Source organism: Nocardia acididurans (assembly GCF_016741815.1).
GTDB lineage: Bacteria > Actinomycetota > Actinomycetes > Mycobacteriales > Mycobacteriaceae > Nocardia > Nocardia acididurans.
In genome coordinates, this window is sequence record NZ_JAERRJ010000009.1 from 353,882 (window position 1) to 373,370 (window position 19,489).

A 19,489-nucleotide genomic window follows, 5' to 3' on the forward strand; every position below is an offset into this window, starting at 1 on the left:
ACGGTCCTGCTGAATAGGTTAGGCAACCCTATCCCATGGCGACAGTCCGCCCCGGAAAAACGCGACGGCCCCGCACCCTGACCGGTGCGGGGCCGTGCCTGCGCGCGCGGACGGTCACTCGAGGACCGGGCAGTCGCCCTTCAGGATCCCCAGATCGTGGAACAGCTGATAGCAGGACGGATTGTCCGGCAGGTACCAGTGCAGGCCCGCCAGGCAGAACACCGCCACCAGATTGATCACGATGACGATCCCGGCGAACCACAGCGCCAGCCTGCCGATCAGCTCGTGCAGCCCGCCGGTCGGAATCCGGGTGGCCGCCGTCTCGGCGGAGAAGGCCAGCACCACGCCGATGGTGGCGATCGCCGCGACGAACAGGATCCACGCCCACACGTACAGGTGCAGGCCGAGCACCGCGCCGCCGTAGCCCTTGTCGCCGGGCAGGATGTGCAGCATGGTCTGCCGCCAGGAGGCGAAGCCGCCGCCGAAGCAGGCCACGATGCACAGGCCCCAGCCGGTCATGTAGTCGCGGCGGGAGATGGTGCCCGCCATGCCTTTTCGCACGATGAACGCGCCGCCGAGGACGGCCAGGGTCATGAAGTTGCGCTGCACCATGCACAGCGGGCACGGGTAGTCCCAGGTGCCGAACTGCACGGCCAGGCCGCCGCAGACGACGCCGGTCCAGCCGACCACGAAGATGACGGCCAGCCAGTACTGCACCTGTCCGAGGGCGCCGGTGCGCGGTGCGGTCGCGGTGTCGTTCGTCGCGGCGGTCACCAGGTGAGTCCCAGTCCGAGGCCGCTGGTGATGTGATGCCGCAGCAGCAGGCCGGTCAGGATCAGCACGACCCACCACGACGCCAGGACGACGCGGCGCGAACTTTGTCGGTAGATCAACACCAGAACCGCCAGCAAACCAGCCCAAATTATGGTGTCCATGGTCGCGGACGCTACCGCTTGCGCAGGTCATAGCAAGTTAATGCACTGTGGACACGCCGTCGTCGGTGCCCGTAACGGTGATTGGCAATCTCTCGGCACGGGCGCGCGGGCGGTGTGGCGCACTCGGGTTCACGGCGAGACCGCCCGGTCCCGCTCCCGCGCCCCTAGACTCGGTCGGGTGAGTGGTTGGGACATCTCCGACATCCCGGATCAGAGCGGGCGGACGTTCATCGTCACCGGCGCCAACAGCGGACTGGGCGCGGTCACCGCCCGGGCGCTCGCGGGGGCGGGCGCGCAGGTGATCATGGCCTGCCGCAACGAGTTGAAGGGCCGATCCGTCGCGAGCGAGATCGGCGCGGGCGTCGCGGTGCGCCGCCTCGACCTCGCCGACCTGTCCTCGGTGCGCGAATTCGCCGACGGCGTCGACGCGGCCGATGTGCTGATCAACAATGCCGGCATCATGGCCGTGCCGCAGGGTCGCACCGCCGACGGCTTCGAAATGCAGGTCGGCACAAACCATCTCGGCCACTTCGCACTGACCGGGCTGCTGCTCGACAAGATCCGCGACCGCGTGGTCACGGTGTCCAGTGGCGCGCACGCCATGGGCCGCATCGACCTCGAGGACCTGAACTGGGAGCGGCGCGCCTATCAGCGCTGGGCCGCCTACGGGCAGTCGAAGCTGGCCAACCTCATGTTCGCCTACGAATTGCAACGCCGGCTCACCGCGGCGGGCTCCGCCAAGCTGTCCGTCGCCGCGCACCCCGGCTACGCCGCCACCGAATTGCAGTCGCACACCGAGTCCATCCAGGACCGGTTCATGGCCATCGGCAACAAGCTGTTCGCGCAGAGCGCCGAAATGGGCGCGCTGCCAACACTGTTCGCCGCCACCACCGAGGTGGAACCGGGAACCTACTACGGCCCCACCGGATTCCGCGGCCTGCGCGGCCACCCGGGCCGCAGCGGTTCCACCGCCGCCTCCCGGGACGAGATGACGGCGCGGCGGCTGTGGGAGCTGTCCGAACAGCTCACCAAGGTCAACTACCCTTTCCTGCGGAAGTAGCCTGGAATTCGCTGAAATGTAACGGATTTACGCGTGCGAGAAAGCCAATACGCTGGGACGCATGAGCATTCCGCATGACCGCCGCGAGCAGCTGGAGAAGATCCAGCAGGGCCTGCTGCAGGGGGAACAGATCCTGGCGGTCTACGACGCCATCGGCGTGGGCACCGGATTCCTCGGGCTCACCGACCGTCGCGTCATCATCCAGGACAATTCCTTCGTCGGTAAGAAAGTCGCCATCACCAGCGTCCCCTATTCGCGGATCAGCAGTGTGAGCGTCATCTCCAACAAATCCTTCGCGGGCGCCTTCTTCTCCTCCGGGCATATCGCGATCAGCACCGGCCACCACACCTACGAGGTCGAATTCCGCGGCGATCAGAAGGCTCGCCACGTGCACGACGTGATCCTGCACTACATCGCCAGGTAGTTGCCGCAGTGTCGCACGCCACACTCTTGTTCTGTCATTTCTGGTACAGTCCCCGGCATGCAGCGCGTGTATTTCTGGTTTAGCCAGCCGGCCCCGGGTGGGCCTGGCGGCGTGAACCTGCGCTGACCTCCCACCCCGAGCCGGAAGAACACAGACCGGCTCCCAAGGGTTTTCGAATTCTTCCGCGTGGGCCGGCCTGAGAAAAGGAACCCACGATCATGACCCTCGCCGCCGATCTCGACAGGCATGCCGACCTCGACGACCAGCGCACGCTCAATGTGAGCCCGCTACGCTCGCCCGCCGATATCCGCGGCGTGCACCCCATCGACGACACCCTCGCCGATGTCGTGCGCGCCGGCCGCAAGGCCACCGTCGACGTGCTGAACGGCGACGACGACCGCCTGATGGTCATCGTCGGCCCGTGCTCGGTGCACGATCCCGAAGCCGCCATGGACTACGCCCGCCGCTTGGCGGCCAAGTCCGCCGAACTCTCCGACCGGCTGCACGTCGTCATGCGCGTCTACTTCGAGAAGCCGCGCACCACGCTGGGCTGGAAGGGTCTGATCAACGACCCGCACCTGGACGGCTCCTTCGACATCAACACCGGCCTGGACCTGGGCCGCCGGCTGCTCGTCGACATCACCGGCCTGGGTCTGCCGGTGGCCTGTGAGTTCCTCGATCCCATTACGCCGCAGTACATCTCGGATCTGGTGTCGTACGGCGCCATCGGCGCGCGCACCGCCGCCAGCCAGGTGCACCGGCAGCTGTCGAGCGCGCTGTCCATGCCGGTCGGCATCAAGAACGGCACCGACGGCGACGTGCAGGTCGCGGTGGACGGCGTGCGCGCCGCGGCCGCCAGCCACGTGTTCCCCGGCACCGACCTCGACGGTCGCTCCGCGCTCATCCGCACCGCCGGCAACCCGGACTGCCACGTCATCCTGCGCGGCGGCAGCAACGGCACCAACTACGACGCCGCCTCCTGCGCGGAAGCCCTGCTCCGCCTGGAGAAGTCGTCGCTGGCGCAGCGCCTCGTGGTGGACGCCTCACACGGCAACAGCAACAAGGACCACAACAAGCAGGTCGACGTGGTCACCGATATCGCCGAGCGCATCGCCGCCGGCGAGCGCACCGTCGTCGGCCTCATGATGGAGAGCTTCCTCGTCGCGGGCCGCCAGGACCTCACCCTGGGCAAGTCCGAGGACCTCACCTACGGCCAGTCCATCACCGACGCCTGCCTCGACTGGGAGGTCACCGCCGCCCAGCTCGACCGCCTCGCCGACGCCGTCACCGCCCGTCGCGGCTAGGTCGCGACCACACAGAGCAGGTCGCCCGAGGACACGGTCCGGGTCGTGAAACCCGCCTCCGTCAAGTAACCGATCAGCTTGGCGGAGGCGGGTTTCGGGCTTTCCGAGGGACCGTCGGGGTCGCCGTAGCCGTAGACCAGATACAGCGAGCCGTCCGGCGCGAGCAACTCCCGGACGACGGCCAGCGCCGCGGTGGGGCGGGCCGTCCAGAAGAGATTCACATTGACGGCCAGGATCTTGGTGAAACCGCCCGGCCCGAGCTTCCCCGGGAGGGCATCGTCCAGGGCCGCCGTCAGCAACCGGACACGCCCCGAATCGACCAGGGCCGCATGCTTTTTCGCCGATCGCGTGACGGCGGTCTCGGACTTGTCGACGGCCACCACCTCGCCGGACTTCAGCCTGGCCGCCAGATACGCGACCGAGGGGCTCGAACCGGCCCCGATCTCCAGGACGCGATCGTCCGGGCCGACCCGCATGGTGTCGGCGATCCACTCGAATCTGTTGTCGCTCGCCATGATCGGTGCTCCTAGACGTCGTCGGGCCAGTCCCGGGCCGGAGTGGAGGGATCGGTGGCCAGGCGGCCCGCGATCCAGATGTCGCGGCGCACACCGCGCTGCAGGCCGCCGCCGCGTAGCAGGCCCTCGTAGCGGAAGCCGGCGCGGCGCGCCACCGCCGCCGAGGCGTGATTGCCGGTGAAGGCCCGCCATTCGATGCGCTGGAATCCGAACAGGGCCGGATCGAAACCGGCGGTGCAGACCAACTCGACCGCCCGGGTCATGAGGCCGCGGCCGCGCACCGCGCTCGAGAGCCAGAAGCCGATCTCGGCGGCATCGCTGTCACGGTGGACGTCGGGGGTGCCCAGGCCGATCATGCCGACCACCGGGCCGTCCGCCGCCGGGCGCAGCGCCCAGGTGGGGCGGCGGCTCGCCCAGCCCGGGGTGACGATGTCGTAGACGAACTTCTCGGCGTCGGCGCGGCGGTAGGGGACCGGCATGGTGGTCCATTCGCCGAGTGAGGGCTCCTGGCAGCGGGCGGTGATGGCGTCGATATCGGGCGCCGCGGGCGGCGACAACCACAGCGTTCCGTCGGTCAGGGTCTGCGCGTCCTCCATCGAGTCATGCTGACATGGAATCGCCGGTGGGCGCATGAGGTTTCCCGGCGCGGGCGCCTCCGGATCCGCGGTGCGGCGACGGCGACCGGAGGTTCCGGGACCGGTGACGGTCGTCCGGGACACTGGCCGTAGGATCGATGCGATGGTTGCCGCTCTTCTCGCCGACTTGTTCGAATCCCATCGGCCGCATCTGCTCTCGGTGGGCTATCGGCTGACGGGCAGCGTCACCGACGCCGAGGACGCGGTGCAGGAGAGCTGGTTACGCCTCGCCGTCGCCCGCCAGCACGAGATCGAGGATCTGCGCGCCTGGCTCACCACCGTCGTCAGCCACATCTGCCTGGACCGGCTGCGCAGCGCCACCGCCCGCCGCGAACGCTATGTGGGGCAATGGCTTCCGGAACCCGTCGTCACCTCGGCGCTGCCCTCCAGCACCCCCGATCCACTGGCCGCCGTCGTCCGCAGGCAGGACGCCCGCCTGGCCGCCCTGGTCGTGCTGGACACCCTGACCCCGCCGCAGCGGATCGCCTTCGTCCTGCACGACGGATTCGCGGTGCCGTTCGAGGAGATAGGCGGCATCCTCGGCGTAACCGCCGACGCCGCACGCCAATTGGCGGTGCGGGCACGCAAAGCCGCTGCGCGCGCACCGGAACCGGTGACCGACGACGAGCACAATGCCGCCGTGCAACTGCTGATCGAAGCCCTCTACAAGGGTGATGTGGATGCCGTTGTGGCAGCACTGCATCCGGAGGTGCGCACCATCGGCGACGCGGGCGGCACCACCGCCACCGCCATCAATGTGGTCGAGGGCGTGGAGAAGAACGCCCGCCTGTGGCTGGGCCTCAAACGCAAATACGGCCTCGACGACGTCACCGCCATCGGCCCCGGCGAATTCGAACTCGTCCTCGTCAACGGCCAGCTCGGCCTGCTCGTCCACGAACGCGCCCCGCGCGACGGCTACCCGGGCTCACCGCTGCGCGTCTACGCCTTCACCGTCCGTGACGGCCAGGTCTGGAGCATCTACGACCTGGTCAACCCCGCCAAGCTCACCGGCATCCGGCTGCCCGCCGACCGCCCGGACGCCTTCGGCTCGCACTGAAACCATTTCCGCTGGTGGACTATCCTCCGGACATGCCCTCCACACCGACTGTCGCCCGGCTGCGGCCCTTCGCCTCGACGATCTTCGCCGAGATGACCGAACTCGCTGTCAAGCACGGCGCGGTCAATCTCGGGCAGGGGTTTCCCGACTCCGACGGCCCGGCGGGCATGCTCGAGGTGGCGCGGCAGGCCATCGCGGACGGATTCAACCAGTACCCGCCCGGGCGCGGGGTGCCCGCGCTGCGGCAGGCCGTGGCCGCTGATCGCGCGCGGCGGTACGGGACGCACTACGACCCGGACAGTCAGGTGCTCGTCACCGTCGGTGCGACCGAGGCCATCGCCGCGACAATTCTCGGGCTGGTGGAACCGGGCGACGAGGTGGTGCTCATCGAGCCCTACTACGACTCCTACGCCGCCGCCATCGCCCTCGCGGGGGCACAGCGCCGCACCGCGCGGCTGGTGCCCGAGGGTGACGGGTTCGCCCTCGACCTGGACAGCCTGCGCGCCGCCATCACCCCGAAAACCCGTATGCTGCTGGTGAATTCACCGCACAATCCGACCGGCACCGTGCTCTCGCGCGCCGACCTCACCGCCATCGCGGAACTCGCGATCGAACACGATCTCTACGTCATGTCCGACGAGGCGTACGAGCACCTCGCCTTCGACGGCCACCAGCACATCAGCATCGCCACCCTGCCCGGCATGTTCGAGCGCACCGTCGTGATCTCCAGTGCCGCCAAGACTTTCAGCGTCACCGGCTGGAAGATCGGCTGGGCCTGCGCGCCCGCGCCGCTGCTCGACGCCGTCCTGGCCGCCAAACAGTTCCTCACCTTCGTCGGCGGCGGCCCCTTCCAGCCCGCCGTCGCCCACGCCCTGCAGCACGAACAGCAGTGGGTCGCCGCCCTCCGGGACACCCTCGCCGACAAGCGACTTCGCCTCTCGGCCGCCCTCGCCGACGCCGGCTTCGCTGTGAAACGCAGTGACGGAACCTATTTCGTCTGCGCCGACATCACCCCCCTCGGCGCGACCGACGCCTACGCCTTCTGCCGCGAACTCCCCGAACGCCTCGGCGTCGCCGCCGTCCCCGTCAGCGTCTTCGCCGACGACAAAGCCTCCTGGAATCACCTGGTGCGCTTCACCTTCTGCAAGAAGGAGGAGACCATCGCCGAAGGCGTACGCCGCCTCCGCGCGGGCGTCCGCGTCGGCTGATCAGCCCGCGCCCGTAGACGGTCGCCTCTGGGCGGCCGCGTCTCTCGGCGGCTGCCCCGGAATGACGGGTAGGGGTATCCGCCTCAAGCGGGCACTGGGCGAGCACGGTCGGTGGCTACCAGCGCCGCCATCGCGCCCAGCACCGTGCCGGTGACCGCGCGCTGGGCACGCAGCCACAGCGGCCGTCCGGCGAGGAACGTCGCCACCATGCCCGCGCTCAGCACGATCAGTCCGTTCACGGTGACGGCCACGGCGATCTGCACCGCGCCCAGGCCCAGGCTCTGCAACCACACCCGGCCGTGTTCGGGCACCACGAATTGCGGGATCAGCGCCATGTACATGATCGCGATCTTGGGATTCAGCAGGTTCGTCACCAGGCCCATGGTGAACAGGCGGCGGGTGGGGTCGGCGGGCAGCTCCTCGGGGGCGAAGGGCGAGATCCCGCCCGGCCGTAGCGTTTTCCAGGCCAGCCAGAGCAGATACGCCGCGCCCGCGAGCTTCAGCGTCAGGTACAGCGCGGGGACCATGGCGAAGACCGCAGTGATCCCCGCGGCCGCCGCGACCAGGTAGACGAGGAACCCCGCCAGCACCCCGGCCAGGGAGACCAGGCCCGCCCGGCGGCCCTGCGACACGGTGCGGGAGACCAGGTACATCATGTTCGGGCCGGGCGTCAGCACCATGCCCAGCGCCGCCACCGCCACACCCAGCACCGCAGTCGTCTCGATCATGCCTTCGATGCTGCTCGGTCATGTGCTGCCCTGTCGCGGGCCAGTGGAGCAGTACTGGACCGCGCCGCCGCGTCCAGTCGCGCCTAGGTGCGCAGCGAGCCCGGGTACAGGTACTCGTCGGCGGGTGGTTCCTCGCGATCCAGCCAGGCATCGAAGAATCCGGTCAGGTCCTGCTCCGTTCGTGACTGCACGAATTTCCGGAACTCCGGCATGGAGGCGTTCCCGAAGGCGTTCTTGTTCACGAATTCGTGGATCGCGGGGAAGAACACCTCGTCGCCGATGGTGCGGCGCAGCGCGTGCAGGAACAGCGGGCCGCGGTAGTAGACCGAGGTGAATTCCCTGTCCACACCCGGATTCTGCAGCGGCACCTGCCAGAACTTGGGGTTGTCGTAGTACTCGGCCAGCGTGCTGCGGTACTCGGCGTCCACGTCCAGGCCCTCTTTGCGTTCGGGCCAGAGGTAGTCGGCGGTGTAGCTGGCGAAGCATTCGTTCAGGCAGATGTCGGACCACTGCTTGATCGACATGGAATCGCCCCACCACTGGTGCGCGATCTCGTGCACGACCGTCTGCAGATCCGTCCACGGCGCGTAGATGGGCCGCGACTGGGTCTCCAGCGAGAACTGGAGTTCGGTGTCCACGTAGATGCCGCCCGCTACATCGAATCGGTACGGGCCGTACAGCTCCTCGGAGAAGTCCAGGATCTCCGGCAGCCGCAGTTCCAGTTCCTTGGCGTCGAGCGCGTCGGGGGCGAAGGCGCTCAGCAGCGGAGTTCCGTTGGCGCGCACCTGATCCAGGAATTCGAACTTGTCGATGGCGATGGTGGTGAGATATCCGATGATCGGCTGCCGCATCTCCCAGTCGGTGGTGCGGTTCGGGCCGTTCACGACGTCGCGCGTCTTCAGGCCGTTCGACATCACCTCCCACTCCGCGGGCACCGTGGCGTGCAGCGCGAAAGTCGCCTTGTCGAGCGGCGTGTCGTTGAGCGGGTACCAGCTGGTGGCCGAATGTGGTTCGCCCGCAACGAAAGCGCCGCCGGTGGGGGAGAGCACCCAGCCCTCGCCGTCGGTGCCGGTCACCTCGCCCGCGTACTCCACCCGCACCGAGAACGGCAGGCCGGGCAGCAGCGGGATCAGCGGCGTGATCACCAGTTCGTGCTCGTCGGTGCGGTCGAACCAGGCGGGCATATCGTTCACCGACACCTTGGTGACCTGCGGGCCGCTGTAATCGAGGTTGAACACGCGCAGCAGCTGGGTGGCCACGGCGTCCACGCGGGTGGCGCCGGTGAGCTGACGGGTGGGCGGGTCGTACCCGATGGTGACGTCGTAGTGCGTGGCGTCGTAGCCGCCGTTGCCGTCCAGCGGATAGTAGGGATCACCGAGGCCGGGCGCGCCCACCGTCGGATCGGCCGGATCCGCCTGCGCGGGAGCCGCTCCCACACCGGCGAGCAGTACCGCGCTCACCGCCGCGTACCGCCACCAGCCGCGCCTGATATCCCGTGCCCCGAACAAGAATTCCGCCCCTTCCCGCCTGCCGTCGATGCGCCGATGCTAGCCGCCGCCGGGCCCGGAACCCGTCCCCGAGCCCCGGCTGCGTGTTGCGCGACCTCAGTGACTGTTGCCCGAGACCGCCACGCTCGCACCCAGGCCGATGATCATGACGCCGCCCGCGCCGCCGACCGCGTCCAGCCGCTTCGGGGACCGCGCGAACCAGCTGCGCGCCGACCCTGCCGCCAGCGCCCACGCGCTGTCGGACACCAGGGCGATGGCCAGGAAGATCAACCCGAGAATCATCAGCTGCACCGGCATGAGCCCGCTCGCGGGATCCACGAACTGCGGCAGCACCGCGGAGAAGAAGACGATGGCCTTCGGATTGGTGAGTCCCACCAGCACCGACTGCCGGAAGGCGCGGCGGTTGTGCGCGGCCTCGGCGCTGGTGCCCAGGGCCTCTCGCAGCGATCGCCGCTCCCGGATCGCCTGGATGCCGATGTACATCAGATACAGCGCACCCGCGAGTTTCACGACGGTGAGCGCGACGGCGGATGCCTGCAGGATCGCGCCGAGCCCGGCGGCCACCAGGATCAGCACGCCCAGCACCCCGATGGAGTGCCCCAGCACCGACAGCAGTGCGGCCCGGCGACCGGCGGACAGTGCCCGGCCGATCACGAAAAGCACACCGGGACCGGGAATTACGATGAGGACCACTGCGGCGACGAGAAACGCCAGCAGGTTCGCGGCGGGTATCATCGACCCAGTCTATGCCCGCACCGCAAGGCGGTTTCCGGGCGCTATCGCCGGAGCTCTTCGGGTAGCTGCTGTGGATCGAGCAGCAGCCGCTTGGCATCCACCCGCCGCACCTTGGCCGCCAGGTCCAGATTGTCGGTGAGCAGCTTCCACTCGACCTCGCGGATGGACTGCCGGGCGTTCTCGATGATGTTGAGGTCGCGGGTGCCCCACGCGATGGGCATGGTGCTCACCGACTGCCACAGTTCCCCGACCGCGGCGGGCGCGCGGTCGATGCGCACCGTCACCGCCGGAACCCGCTCGCCGGTCTGGGCGCGATGGCCGGGCAGGGTGCGGACCGTGCGGGTGATGAGCGCGTAGCGCGGCCCGTCGGCATTCGGCTTGGCCAGATCCACCAGGGCCAGCAGGATGGTGCCGCGCTTGGAGGTCTCCGACACCACGGCGGGCACGAGTTCGCCTGTGGCGTACAGCTTGTCGACGCGCCCGCGATGCGGCGTCCACAGCCCGATGAACAGTGAGGTGGCCGCGCCCAGCGCGAAGGCCACGGCCAGCAGGTACGACCACGGATGATTCAGCCACACCAGGAAGGCGGTGCCGAGCCACAGCACGGCGGCCACGGTCATCGCCGCGATCCGCAGCCGCCGCAGATCGGCGACGACTTCGTTGACCGCCCGGGCATGCTCACGGTCCACCGCGAATTCGAAGCGTCGCACGTGCGTCCCTCCCGCCTTATGGAGGCAAATCCTCCACTTTCTATCCTATCGTCGGCCCGAGTAGGTCGTCCGCATCGGTGATGCGATAGGCATACCCCTGCTCGGCCAGGAAACGCTGCCGGTGCGCGGCGTATTCGGCATCCAGCGTGTCACGCGCGACAACTGAATAAAAATGCGCCTGACCGCCGTCCTGCTTGGGCCGCAGCAGCCGCCCCAGCCGCTGCGCCTCCTCCTGTCGTGACCCGAAGGTGCCCGAAACCTGCACGGCCACAGACGCTTCCGGCAGGTCGATGGAGAAGTTGGCGACCTTCGACACCACCAGCACCGGAATCTCCCCGCGCCGGAAGGCGTCGAACAGCTCCTCGCGCTCCCTGGTGCGGGTGGAACCCTGGATGACCGGGGCGTTCAAATGCTCGCCCAGCTCCTCGAGCTGATCCAGATACGCGCCGATCACCAGGCTCGGGGCGTCCTTGTGCTTGGCCAGAATCGATTCCACCACAGGCAGTTTCGTGCGTGCGGTGGAGCACAGCTTGTAGCGCTCCTCCGGTTCGGCGGTGGCGTAGGCCATGCGCTCGGCATCGGTGAGCGTCACCCGCACCTCGACACAGTCGGCGGGGGCGATCCAGCCCTGCGCCTCGATGTCCTTCCACGGCGCGTCGTAGCGCTTGGGGCCGATGAGCGAGAAGACATCGCCCTCACGGCCGTCCTCGCGGACCAGGGTGGCCGTCAGGCCGAGGCGGCGGCGGGACTGCAGATCGGCGGTCATCCGGAAGACGGGCGCGGGCAGCAGATGCACCTCGTCGTAGATGACCAGGCCCCAGTCGCGGCTGTCGAACAGCTCCAGATGCCGGTACTCGCCCTTGGTCTTGCGGGTGATGACCTGATAGGTGGCGATGGTGACCGGGCGGATCTCCTTGCGCTCACCCGAGTACTCGCCGATCTCGTCCTCGGTGAGCGAGGTGCGCGCGAGCAGCTCACGCCGCCACTGCCGGCCCGCCACCGTATTGGTGACCAGGATCAGCGTGGTCGCCTTGGCCTTGGCCATGGCCGCCGCGCCCACCATGGTCTTGCCCGCGCCGCAGGGCAGCACCACGACGCCCGAGCCGCCCGCCCAGAACGAGTCGGCGGCCATCTCCTGATAGTCGCGCAGCTGCCAGTGGCCGCCCGCGTAGTCCAGGTCGATCTGATGCGCCTCGCCGTCGACATAGCCCGCCAGGTCCTCGGCGGGCCAGCCGATCTTCAGCAGCATCTGCTTGATCCGCCCGCGCTCGGACGGATGCACCACCACGGTGTCGTCGTCGATGCGCGCGCCCAGCATCGGCGCGATCTTCTTGTGCCGCAACACTTCTTCGAGGACGGCGCGGTCCAGGCTGATCAGGGTGAGACCGTGCGCGGGATGCTTCACCAGCTGCAGCCGGCCGTAGCGGGCCATGGTGTCGACGATGTCCACCAGCAGCGGCTGCGGCACCGCGTACCGCGAGAACTTGACCAGCGCGTCCACCACCTGCTCGGCGTCGTGCCCCGCGGCGCGCGCGTTCCACAGCGCCAGCGGGGTGATGCGGTAGGTGTGCACGTGCTCGGGCGCGCGTTCCAGTTCGGCGAACGGCGCGATGGCCTGCCGTGCGGCGTCGGCCGACTCGTGGTCGACCTCGAGCAGCAGCGTCTTGTCACTCTGAACGATCAGCGGACCGTCGGTCATCGCACCTCCAGGAATGTCCGGGCCCGAGCGGGCCGTGGTCCATTGTTCCTGATGACACCGACAGTGCGGGGCGGTGAATTCCGCGAAAACGGTCAAGACCCGAGTTCCTGTGGCTACTATCACCCAAAACTGGACAGGTGACCATGTTGATACGTGCGAAACGATGGCTGGCGGGTGCGGCGACGGTGGGCTGCGCACTCATGACGGTGCCCGGGACGACGGCCCAGGCGGCCCCCGACGCTCCGGCGGCGAACCTCCGGATCGAGGGCTCCCGCTTCGTGGACGAGTACGGGCGGGTCGTGCTGCTGCACGGCGTCAACAATGTCGACAAGGACGCGCCCTACGTGGAACTCGGCGACGGTTTCACCCTCACCGAACAGGACGCGGCGCTGCTCGCGGGGCACGGCTTCAACACCGTGCGGCTCGGGGTCTCCTTCGACGGGCTGATGCCGACGCGCGGCATCGTCGACACGGCGTACCTGGACCGGGTGGCCGCCGTGGTGGACACCTTGGCGCAGTACGGAATTCACACCCTGCTCGACAACCACCAGGACGGGCTGTCGGAACTGTGGGACGGCAACGGCTTCCCGGAATGGGCGCTGACGACCCGGCCGGGAGCGGGAGAACCCAATCCCGGATTCCCGCTCTACTACCTCATGCCGAGCATGAACCTGGGCTGGGATGAGGTGTGGGACAACAACAACGGCGTCCTGGACTACCTCGGTCAGGCGCTGGGCGCACTCGCCGCCCGGCTCGACGGGCACGCCGGAGTACTCGGCATCGAGCTCATGAACGAGCCCTGGCCGGGGACCGCGTTCCTGTCCTGCTTCCCCGACGGCTGCCCCGGCTTCGACACGAAATATCAAGCGGCCATGCAGAAGCTGACCGATGCGGTGCGCGCCCGCGACGGCGACATCCCGGTGTTCTGGGAGCCGAACGTGACCTGGAACGAGACCATGCCGTCGAATCTGGGCAGGAATCCGCCGATCACCTCACCCGGCATCGCCTTCGCGCCGCACGACTACTGCATTCCGAGCCAGTTGGCCATCTATCTGGGACTGCCGGCCTTCCTGCGTGGGCTGTGCTCGGTGCAGCAGGACAAGACCTGGGGCAATATCGACTCGTTCAGCGCGCGGACGGGGATACCGACGCTGGTCACCGAATTCGGCGACGGCGACGCGAGCGTGCTGGCACAGACGCTGCGGCGCGCCGATGAGCGGTTCATCGGCTGGCAGTACTGGCACTACGCGTCACGGTTCGGGGCGGGCGGGCCGCGGCCGGACCCGTTCCTCGGGGAGCTCGGGTGGGAACTCGTGCGGACCTACCCACAGGCCACCGCGGGCACGCCGGGCCGCATGATCTTCGATTCGGCGACCGGCGACTTCGCCTACCGCTACACGCCGCGTGCGGCGGCGAAACCCACCGAGATCTATGTGTCCGATCTGCACTATCCGGACGGCTACCGGGTGCGGGTGGACGGCGGCGTGGTCACCTCGGCGGCGGGGGCCCGGGTGGTCACCGTCGAGGCGAGTTCCGCGCTGCCGGTGACCGTGCACATCGAGCGGCCCGGTTCGCCGGGCGCGACGCTGCCCGGCGATTCCGCCGGAACGGGATCCGCTGGATCGGGGTCGGCCGGAACGGGATCCGCCGGAACCGGTTCGGCGGGAACGGGTTCGGTGGGAACCGCGTCCTCCGGGCAGTAACGAGCAGATGTGAAAAGCGTATGTAACGCGCGAACCGCCGCGCACGAACTCAGTGCAGAGCGCCACAATTGGTCGGTTGCCCAGATTAATGTCGAGAGGGATAACTCGTGAACACAAGCCTCGCACTCCTTGCCCAGATGCTCGGCACCCTCAGCAAGCTCACCCTGTCGGGACTCAACGGGATGTACCTGTACAACGTGCTCTGAGAATCGTTTGCGGCGCTGATGCGGTCGCTGCTGGTCGAAGGGTATTCTCACCGCGTTCACGGCAGCCGTGAATTGTTCGGTGAGAAAGGTTTTCGCTAGTGAAGTTCGCAGGAACGAGGCTGGTAACCCGCCTCGGGCTCGCCCTCGTGGCGGTGGCCGTGCCGGCCGTGACCGGGTGTTCCATGATCAAGGACGCCAGCAAGTCCGATACCGCGAAGGCGGCGGTCGGCGACTGCATCAACGTGCTCGAAGGGGCGTCGGCCAAGACCGAACCGGTCGACTGCTCCTCCGAGAAGGCCGTCTACAAGGTCATGCAGGTATTCGATTCGACGACCACCTGCAAGGAGGGCTACACCTCCTACGAGGAGACGCTGAACGGCGGCACCACCGCGTTCCTGTGCCTGGCGCCGAACCTCAAGGAAGGCGTCTGCTACAACGAGAACCCGAGCACCGGCTACCGGTTCGTCGACTGCACCGCCCCGGAAGCCTCCTTCAAGGTGACCAAGCGCATCGACGGCAAGGCCGACGAATTCGAGTGCGCCAGCGCCGACGCCGTGAACTTCATCGTGGTCCCGGACCCGGCCACCACCTTCTGCCTCGGCACCGCCAAGGCCTGATCCCCACTCTCGGGAGGGCTCTCAGGGGCTTCGCCCCCGAACCCCCCGAGCCGGGCCGCCGGGAGCGCTCTCGGAATTCTCGCTTTCGCGTGTCCGGGCTAGTCGACCAGGGTGACCGACGCGATCCGGTGCAGGGTGAAGTGACGGATCGAGTCGGTTACCGGGTCACGGGCGTCGAGTTGGCCGCCGCCGACCCGGACCGGTTCGACCACGCGCTGGGAGGCGACGCCCTGGGCGTCGACGTAGCTGATGTGGACCGAGCGGCGGGTGCGGGCGGCCAGCTGGAGCAGGTTCAGGGTGGCCGCGGTGTTGGTGCGGGAACCATCGGTCCGGATGGTCTGGCCGCCACGGGTTTTCGCGGCGCGATCGCTGGCGCGGAGTTCGGATACCAGGGACCGCAGTTGTTCCGTGGTAGGCGGATTGGGCCGCCAGGGCTGTTTCTGGTTGGCGCGGGCGGAGATTCGCGCACCGCGCGGGCGCAGGTCGACTATCGCGCCGGAGGAATCCTCACCGGCGGGGCTGAAGCCCGCCGCACGCAGGTGTTCGAGGACCTCGCCGAGCGGAGCCTGTGAGATCGCGACCGTGGGCGCCACCGCGCGCAGGGCCAGCTGCCCCGCGACGGGGGCCGCCAGCACCTCGGCGAGCAGCGCGGGATCCTCACTGCGGACGAAGGATTGAGCCATGCCCGCCCGCAGGCGGCCGTGCCTGCGGGCCACATCGTCGATGAGGTAGGTCAGTGACTGCGGCACCGGCGTGCGGGAGTGGGTGGTGAACAGGTGGTGCAGTTCGGCAGCGGTGGCCCCGGCATCCAGGGCGCGGCGCACCGAGGCTTCGGAGATGCGGTAAACCGTTGCGGCGCCCGCGGATTCGACATCCGCGACCAGCGAGACCCGATCCTGGAGTTCGGGGGTGAGCGGGCCGGGCGCGATCACCGTCAGATCCGCCTGCACCAGCACGTGATCCACCGGTTCCGGCAGCGCGTTCGCCATCTCGGATTCGGCGTCCTCCTGGCTGCCGTGCAGCAGCGCGCGGCCCGCGGAGGTGACCGCGCCCCGCGCCACCAGGCCCAGCGTCTCCGCTTCGGCCAGCGTGCGTTCCACCGATTCCAGCCGGAAGTGCCGCCGCCAGCGCGGTTGCCGCCAGGCCAGCACCCGCGCCAGATCGGCGGCGGAAACCTCGGTGCCGGAAGGGTATTCGGCCAGCAGGCCGAGAATCGCGCGGCGGTCACGGACGGCGTGCACGGTGCGTAGCTCACCCGACAGCGCCGCCAGGGGCTTGTCGTTGGCGTCGCGCATGCCGATCATCCACGGGAACCGGTCGAGCTCCAGCCAGGCCTGCGCCAGCACCACCCAGCGGCGCGGCGGCACCACGGCCAGCCAGGCGTCCGCGGTGGTGGTGGGCGCCCAGTAGTCGTCGGCGCTGTCCACCTCCGGCATGGGCTCGGGCGCGCCCTTGTCGAGCAGTCGTGCGGCGGAAAGGATTTCGGCGAGCAGTCCGAGCCGGGTCTCGTCGATGCCGGTCTGCTTGGCGACGCGGCGCAGCTCCCGCACGCCGAGGCCACCGGAACGCAGCGCGGGCGCGGGCCCCTGCCCGAGCGCCTCCAGCACGGAGGCGCTGTGCCGCAACAGTTCTCCCACCTCACCGGCCGCGGCGGCGTTCACATCGGCGGGGGAGTGCTTCTTGATGTCGGTGTGCGGCGGCGTCAGCGCGTGCGGATCGGTGACGGGTTCGCGCCGCAGGATCTGCCCGACCGAGACCGGCAGCTCCACGGTCTCCTCGTCGATCCAGTTCAGCAGTCGCAGTGCCAGCAGCCGCTGCACCGGCCGGTCCTCGGGGGTGCCCGGCGCGGCGTCTCGGCTGCGCCCGCGCGGCCCGGTGGCGGCCAGCTTCTCCAGCAGCCCGCGCTCCTGCGGATTGCATTGCGCGAGCGCGGTTTCGATCTCGGGTTCGGTGAGGGCGTCCGGCAGCTCGGTGGTGCTGCCCAGCGGCCACGGCAGCGCCTCCTGTGCGGCCGTGGCCACCCGCAGCGCCTTGTCCGGTCCCCACACGATGGCCCGTGCGCGCAGCCGGGCCACCGCGGCGTCGACGGCGGCCTTCGGAACCCGGTCGGCCAGCAGCTTGCGCAGTCGCGTCAGGGCGAGCGGTTCGGGCGTGCGCGGATCGCCGCCCTGGATGACGAGCGTCTCGATGACCGCGAAATCGAGCGTGTCCAGTTCATCGGTGGCACGCAGCACCGAGGCGCGCTGTTCGACCCGCCCCGCCAGCACCGCCATCGAGGCGGGCAGCGGCACGGCCAGATCCGGCCGCAGCTGCAGCAGCGTCACGAGTTCCTCGTCGCCGCGCGTGGCCAGCCAGTCGGCGAGCGTGGGCTCGGCCGCGGCAGCCTTACCGGCCTTGCCCGGCTCGGCGGAGGTGACGGTTTCGGTCACGTCAGGCACCTTGCCCTTGGTGTTTCGCGGGTCTGCTCAACGGCCGTACTGGACCGGATCGACCGGGCGGGGGCGACAGCCCTTCGGAACGCGGCGACGGACGCTCGGACGGATTCCACCAGCCCAGGCTAGGCCCCGGTGTGGACGGGCCGCAGCCCAGTGCCGTGAGAACGCCGCGGGGTGTCCTGGGGCACAGCAGCTCGACGGCCGCCACGGCAACCCGGCTCGCGATGCGGAGCCCGGCGGTTGCGCGGCGGCCGTCGGAAACACAGCCACGCCGTCGACCGCATGGGTGGGTGCGGGACCTACCGGTTGATGACGGTGTGCGGGTGGACGTACGGCAGCTGGTCGGCCGGCAGCGGGAACTCGGTGTCCTCGCCGTAGGGGGACAGGTTGCCGGAGCGCGTCGAGGAGAGCTCGGTGACGGCGTGCTCGCCATTGGGCAGCTGCGGCCAGCCGTTGTCGACGTACGGTTTCTTCGATTTGTTCACCACGCGCTCATTCTGGCATGCGGGGGTCGGTACCGCCGTGTCCGGCACCCGGAAGTTTGCCCGGCGCACGGTGATCCGCGAGCAACAACCACCCCGAACACGCGAAAGCCCCGCATCGCCAGTGATGCGGGGCTTTCACGCAGCGCGAACTGCAGGGGGTTCCTAGTTGGGCAGGAGGCCCTTGTTCGCCTGGTAGAAGTTCACGAGGGTGGGGTCGAGCTGGCCGTTGGCCTTGGCCCCGTTGATGAAGTCGAGCACCGGCTGCGGCAGGTTGATGCCGTTCTGCTGGGCGACCTCCACGGCGCGATCCACAGCCTGGAAGACCTCCTGGCTGCCACCGTCGGTGGCCTGCGTGGCGCCCGGGGCGGGGTTCCACTTCGGGGTCTCGGTCAGGGGCGCGGTGCGCTCGGTGGGACCGCTGGTGAGGCCGAGGCTCGAGGAGCAGGAGGGCCAGGCGCCCCAGCCCTGCGAGGCGAGGACCTTCTCGGCGATCACGATCTGCTGTTCGCGGGTGGCCTGGTTGGCGCTGGCCGCGAACTCGCCGCCGCCGTGGGCCCGCCAGGTGCTGGGCGAGAACTGCAGGCCGCCCTGGTATCCGTTGCCGGTGTTGATCTGCCAGTTACCGCCGGCTTCGCACTGTGCGAGGCGATCCCAGTCGGAGTCGGGTGCCGCGCTGGCGTTTCCGGCCAGGGCCACTCCGGCTCCACCGATGATCGCGCCCGTCAGGGCGACCTTGGCGGCGGTACGACCGGTGTTACTCGGCTTGCGATGGCGTCCACTCATGTTCGGGTCGTTCCTCTCGTACGCGTCTACGAGGCCGACTACCGGGGTCGAACTGAGAGGTCGTCCGGCCCGGCGCACCGAGTGCGCTGTTCCTCGTCCTCGCCCCTGGATCCAGTTGGGGGTCCGTACCCGCGGGGCGAGGTGCGATGCGGCGGGCCGGTGGCGCCGGGCTGACCCGGCTGGTGAGAGACATTACGTCGACTCCCGCGAAAAATCTCTATTTGGTAACCGACGTGTCTGTCCGGGACGCGAACCGGCGCAACGGGTTCCGCTTAGCGTCTGCGCAGGTGGTCACGGCGAGTCTCGCGCGATAGGGGTCTGACACCGCTCCGTGACCTCCTCGTTATGTGACGAAGATCACAGGCATGGCCGGGTAACGAACGGGGCAATCAGTGTGTCGCGCCGGGCGCGGCGACACCGATCACCGTGCCCGGCGACCAGACCACAGCGCGAACGTCACCGACCCCAGGAAGCCGAGCGCGGTTCCGCCCATCGCCACCAGGTACAGCCAGACGCCGGGCTTCGCGTCGGTCGCCAGACCGATCACGAAAATTGCCAGCACCGCCAGCAATCCCGCTGCGAACAAGGCGAGTGACGCGTAGAGCAGCCAGCTTCCGGACCTGCGGGACGGCTGCTGCGAGGGAGTGTCGGACACCTCCAGACCGTAAAACTGATGTGCTCGCGCTATTCACACCGGGGTAGACTCGATGGCAATCGCGTCCTGCATACCTGTGTGGGGCGC

The 19,489-nt window shown here is 68.9% G+C and carries 20 protein-coding genes; 7 read left to right on the top strand and 13 right to left on the bottom strand.

Annotated elements, in window-relative coordinates; genetic code table 11:
• Positions 1–114 precede the first annotated feature (114 nt).
• The gene (locus JK358_RS24800) at positions 115–774 is read right to left on the bottom strand and encodes a disulfide bond formation protein B (protein WP_201951135.1); all 660 of its coding nucleotides are present in this window, start codon (positions 772–774) and stop codon (positions 115–117) included.
• A complete protein-coding gene (locus tag JK358_RS24805; protein ID WP_201951138.1) occupies positions 771–935 on the bottom strand; it encodes a DUF5993 family protein in 165 nt (54 codons plus the stop codon). The genes JK358_RS24800 and JK358_RS24805 overlap by 4 nt, the downstream gene beginning before the upstream one ends.
• 178 nt (positions 936–1,113) lie before the next feature.
• Here JK358_RS24805 and JK358_RS24810 point away from each other — a divergent pair, with 178 nt between their 5' ends.
• The 3 genes from JK358_RS24810 (at position 1,114) to JK358_RS24820 (ending at position 3,723) form a co-directional block, all read left to right on the top strand.
• The gene (locus JK358_RS24810; protein ID WP_201951149.1) at positions 1,114–1,995 is read left to right on the top strand and encodes an oxidoreductase; all 882 of its coding nucleotides are present in this window, start codon (positions 1,114–1,116) and stop codon (positions 1,993–1,995) included.
• A 61-nt stretch (positions 1,996–2,056) separates the two neighbouring features.
• Positions 2,057–2,419 (top strand): PH domain-containing protein, encoded by a 363-nt coding sequence (locus JK358_RS24815; RefSeq protein WP_201951152.1) that lies wholly within the window; start codon positions 2,057–2,059, stop codon positions 2,417–2,419.
• A 218-nt stretch (positions 2,420–2,637) separates the two neighbouring features.
• Positions 2,638–3,723, top strand: coding sequence for a 3-deoxy-7-phosphoheptulonate synthase (locus JK358_RS24820; protein WP_201951154.1), 1,086 nt, complete (start codon positions 2,638–2,640; stop codon positions 3,721–3,723).
• Here JK358_RS24820 and JK358_RS24825 read toward each other — a convergent pair.
• Positions 3,720–4,238, bottom strand: a complete 519-nt coding sequence (locus JK358_RS24825) for a class I SAM-dependent methyltransferase (protein ID WP_201951156.1) — start codon at positions 4,236–4,238, stop codon at positions 3,720–3,722. The genes JK358_RS24820 and JK358_RS24825 overlap by 4 nt on opposite strands.
• Before the next feature lie 11 nt (positions 4,239–4,249).
• Positions 4,250–4,834, bottom strand: a complete 585-nt coding sequence (locus JK358_RS24830) for a GNAT family N-acetyltransferase (RefSeq protein WP_201951158.1) — start codon at positions 4,832–4,834, stop codon at positions 4,250–4,252.
• A 142-nt stretch (positions 4,835–4,976) separates the two neighbouring features.
• Between JK358_RS24830 and sigJ the strand changes: the two genes are divergently transcribed.
• Entirely contained in the window at positions 4,977–5,930 is a 954-nt protein-coding gene (sigJ, locus tag JK358_RS24835; protein WP_201951159.1) for an RNA polymerase sigma factor SigJ, read from the top strand.
• Positions 5,931–5,962: 32 nt separating this feature from the next.
• Positions 5,963–7,138: a pyridoxal phosphate-dependent aminotransferase gene (locus JK358_RS24840; protein WP_201951160.1), complete on the top strand. Its 1,176-nt coding sequence runs from the start codon at positions 5,963–5,965 to the stop codon at positions 7,136–7,138.
• An 83-nt stretch (positions 7,139–7,221) separates the two neighbouring features.
• On the opposite strand, the gene JK358_RS24845 is transcribed toward JK358_RS24840, so the two are convergent.
• The 5 genes from JK358_RS24845 to JK358_RS24865 form a co-directional block, all read right to left on the bottom strand.
• Positions 7,222–7,866, bottom strand: coding sequence for a LysE family translocator (locus tag JK358_RS24845; RefSeq protein WP_201951162.1), 645 nt, complete (start codon positions 7,864–7,866; stop codon positions 7,222–7,224).
• A gap of 83 nt (positions 7,867–7,949) precedes the next feature.
• On the bottom strand, positions 7,950–9,374 hold the full coding sequence (locus JK358_RS24850; RefSeq protein WP_232851791.1) for a M1 family metallopeptidase: 1,425 nt from the start codon (positions 9,372–9,374) through the stop codon (positions 7,950–7,952).
• A gap of 96 nt (positions 9,375–9,470) precedes the next feature.
• Positions 9,471–10,109 (bottom strand): LysE family translocator, encoded by a 639-nt coding sequence (locus tag JK358_RS24855; protein ID WP_201951164.1) that lies wholly within the window; start codon positions 10,107–10,109, stop codon positions 9,471–9,473.
• A gap of 41 nt (positions 10,110–10,150) precedes the next feature.
• Positions 10,151–10,819: a DUF3239 domain-containing protein gene (locus tag JK358_RS24860; protein WP_201951166.1), complete on the bottom strand. Its 669-nt coding sequence runs from the start codon at positions 10,817–10,819 to the stop codon at positions 10,151–10,153.
• A gap of 40 nt (positions 10,820–10,859) precedes the next feature.
• Positions 10,860–12,518, bottom strand: coding sequence for a DNA repair helicase XPB (locus JK358_RS24865; RefSeq protein WP_201951168.1), 1,659 nt, complete (start codon positions 12,516–12,518; stop codon positions 10,860–10,862).
• A gap of 143 nt (positions 12,519–12,661) precedes the next feature.
• Between JK358_RS24865 and JK358_RS24870 the strand changes: the two genes are divergently transcribed.
• Both JK358_RS24870 and JK358_RS24875 read left to right on the top strand, forming a co-directional pair.
• On the top strand, positions 12,662–14,221 hold the full coding sequence (locus tag JK358_RS24870) for an endoglycoceramidase I (protein ID WP_201951529.1): 1,560 nt from the start codon (positions 12,662–12,664) through the stop codon (positions 14,219–14,221).
• Between the two features lie 304 nt (positions 14,222–14,525).
• Entirely contained in the window at positions 14,526–15,044 is a 519-nt protein-coding gene (locus tag JK358_RS24875) for an LppU/SCO3897 family protein (RefSeq protein WP_201951170.1), read from the top strand.
• Between the two features lie 98 nt (positions 15,045–15,142).
• On the opposite strand, the gene JK358_RS24880 is transcribed toward JK358_RS24875, so the two are convergent.
• The 4 genes from JK358_RS24880 to JK358_RS24895 form a co-directional block, all read right to left on the bottom strand.
• Positions 15,143–17,473, bottom strand: coding sequence for a helicase-associated domain-containing protein (locus JK358_RS24880; protein ID WP_201951173.1), 2,331 nt, complete (start codon positions 17,471–17,473; stop codon positions 15,143–15,145).
• Between the two features lie 305 nt (positions 17,474–17,778).
• Positions 17,779–17,967, bottom strand: coding sequence for a hypothetical protein (locus tag JK358_RS24885; protein WP_201951179.1), 189 nt, complete (start codon positions 17,965–17,967; stop codon positions 17,779–17,781).
• Between the two features lie 159 nt (positions 17,968–18,126).
• Positions 18,127–18,747: a resuscitation-promoting factor Rpf1 domain-containing protein gene (locus JK358_RS24890; protein ID WP_201951181.1), complete on the bottom strand. Its 621-nt coding sequence runs from the start codon at positions 18,745–18,747 to the stop codon at positions 18,127–18,129.
• Between the two features lie 421 nt (positions 18,748–19,168).
• Complete coding sequence (locus tag JK358_RS24895; protein WP_201951184.1) at positions 19,169–19,402, bottom strand: hypothetical protein; 234 nt, start codon at positions 19,400–19,402, stop codon at positions 19,169–19,171.
• Positions 19,403–19,489: the final 87 nt, after the last annotated feature.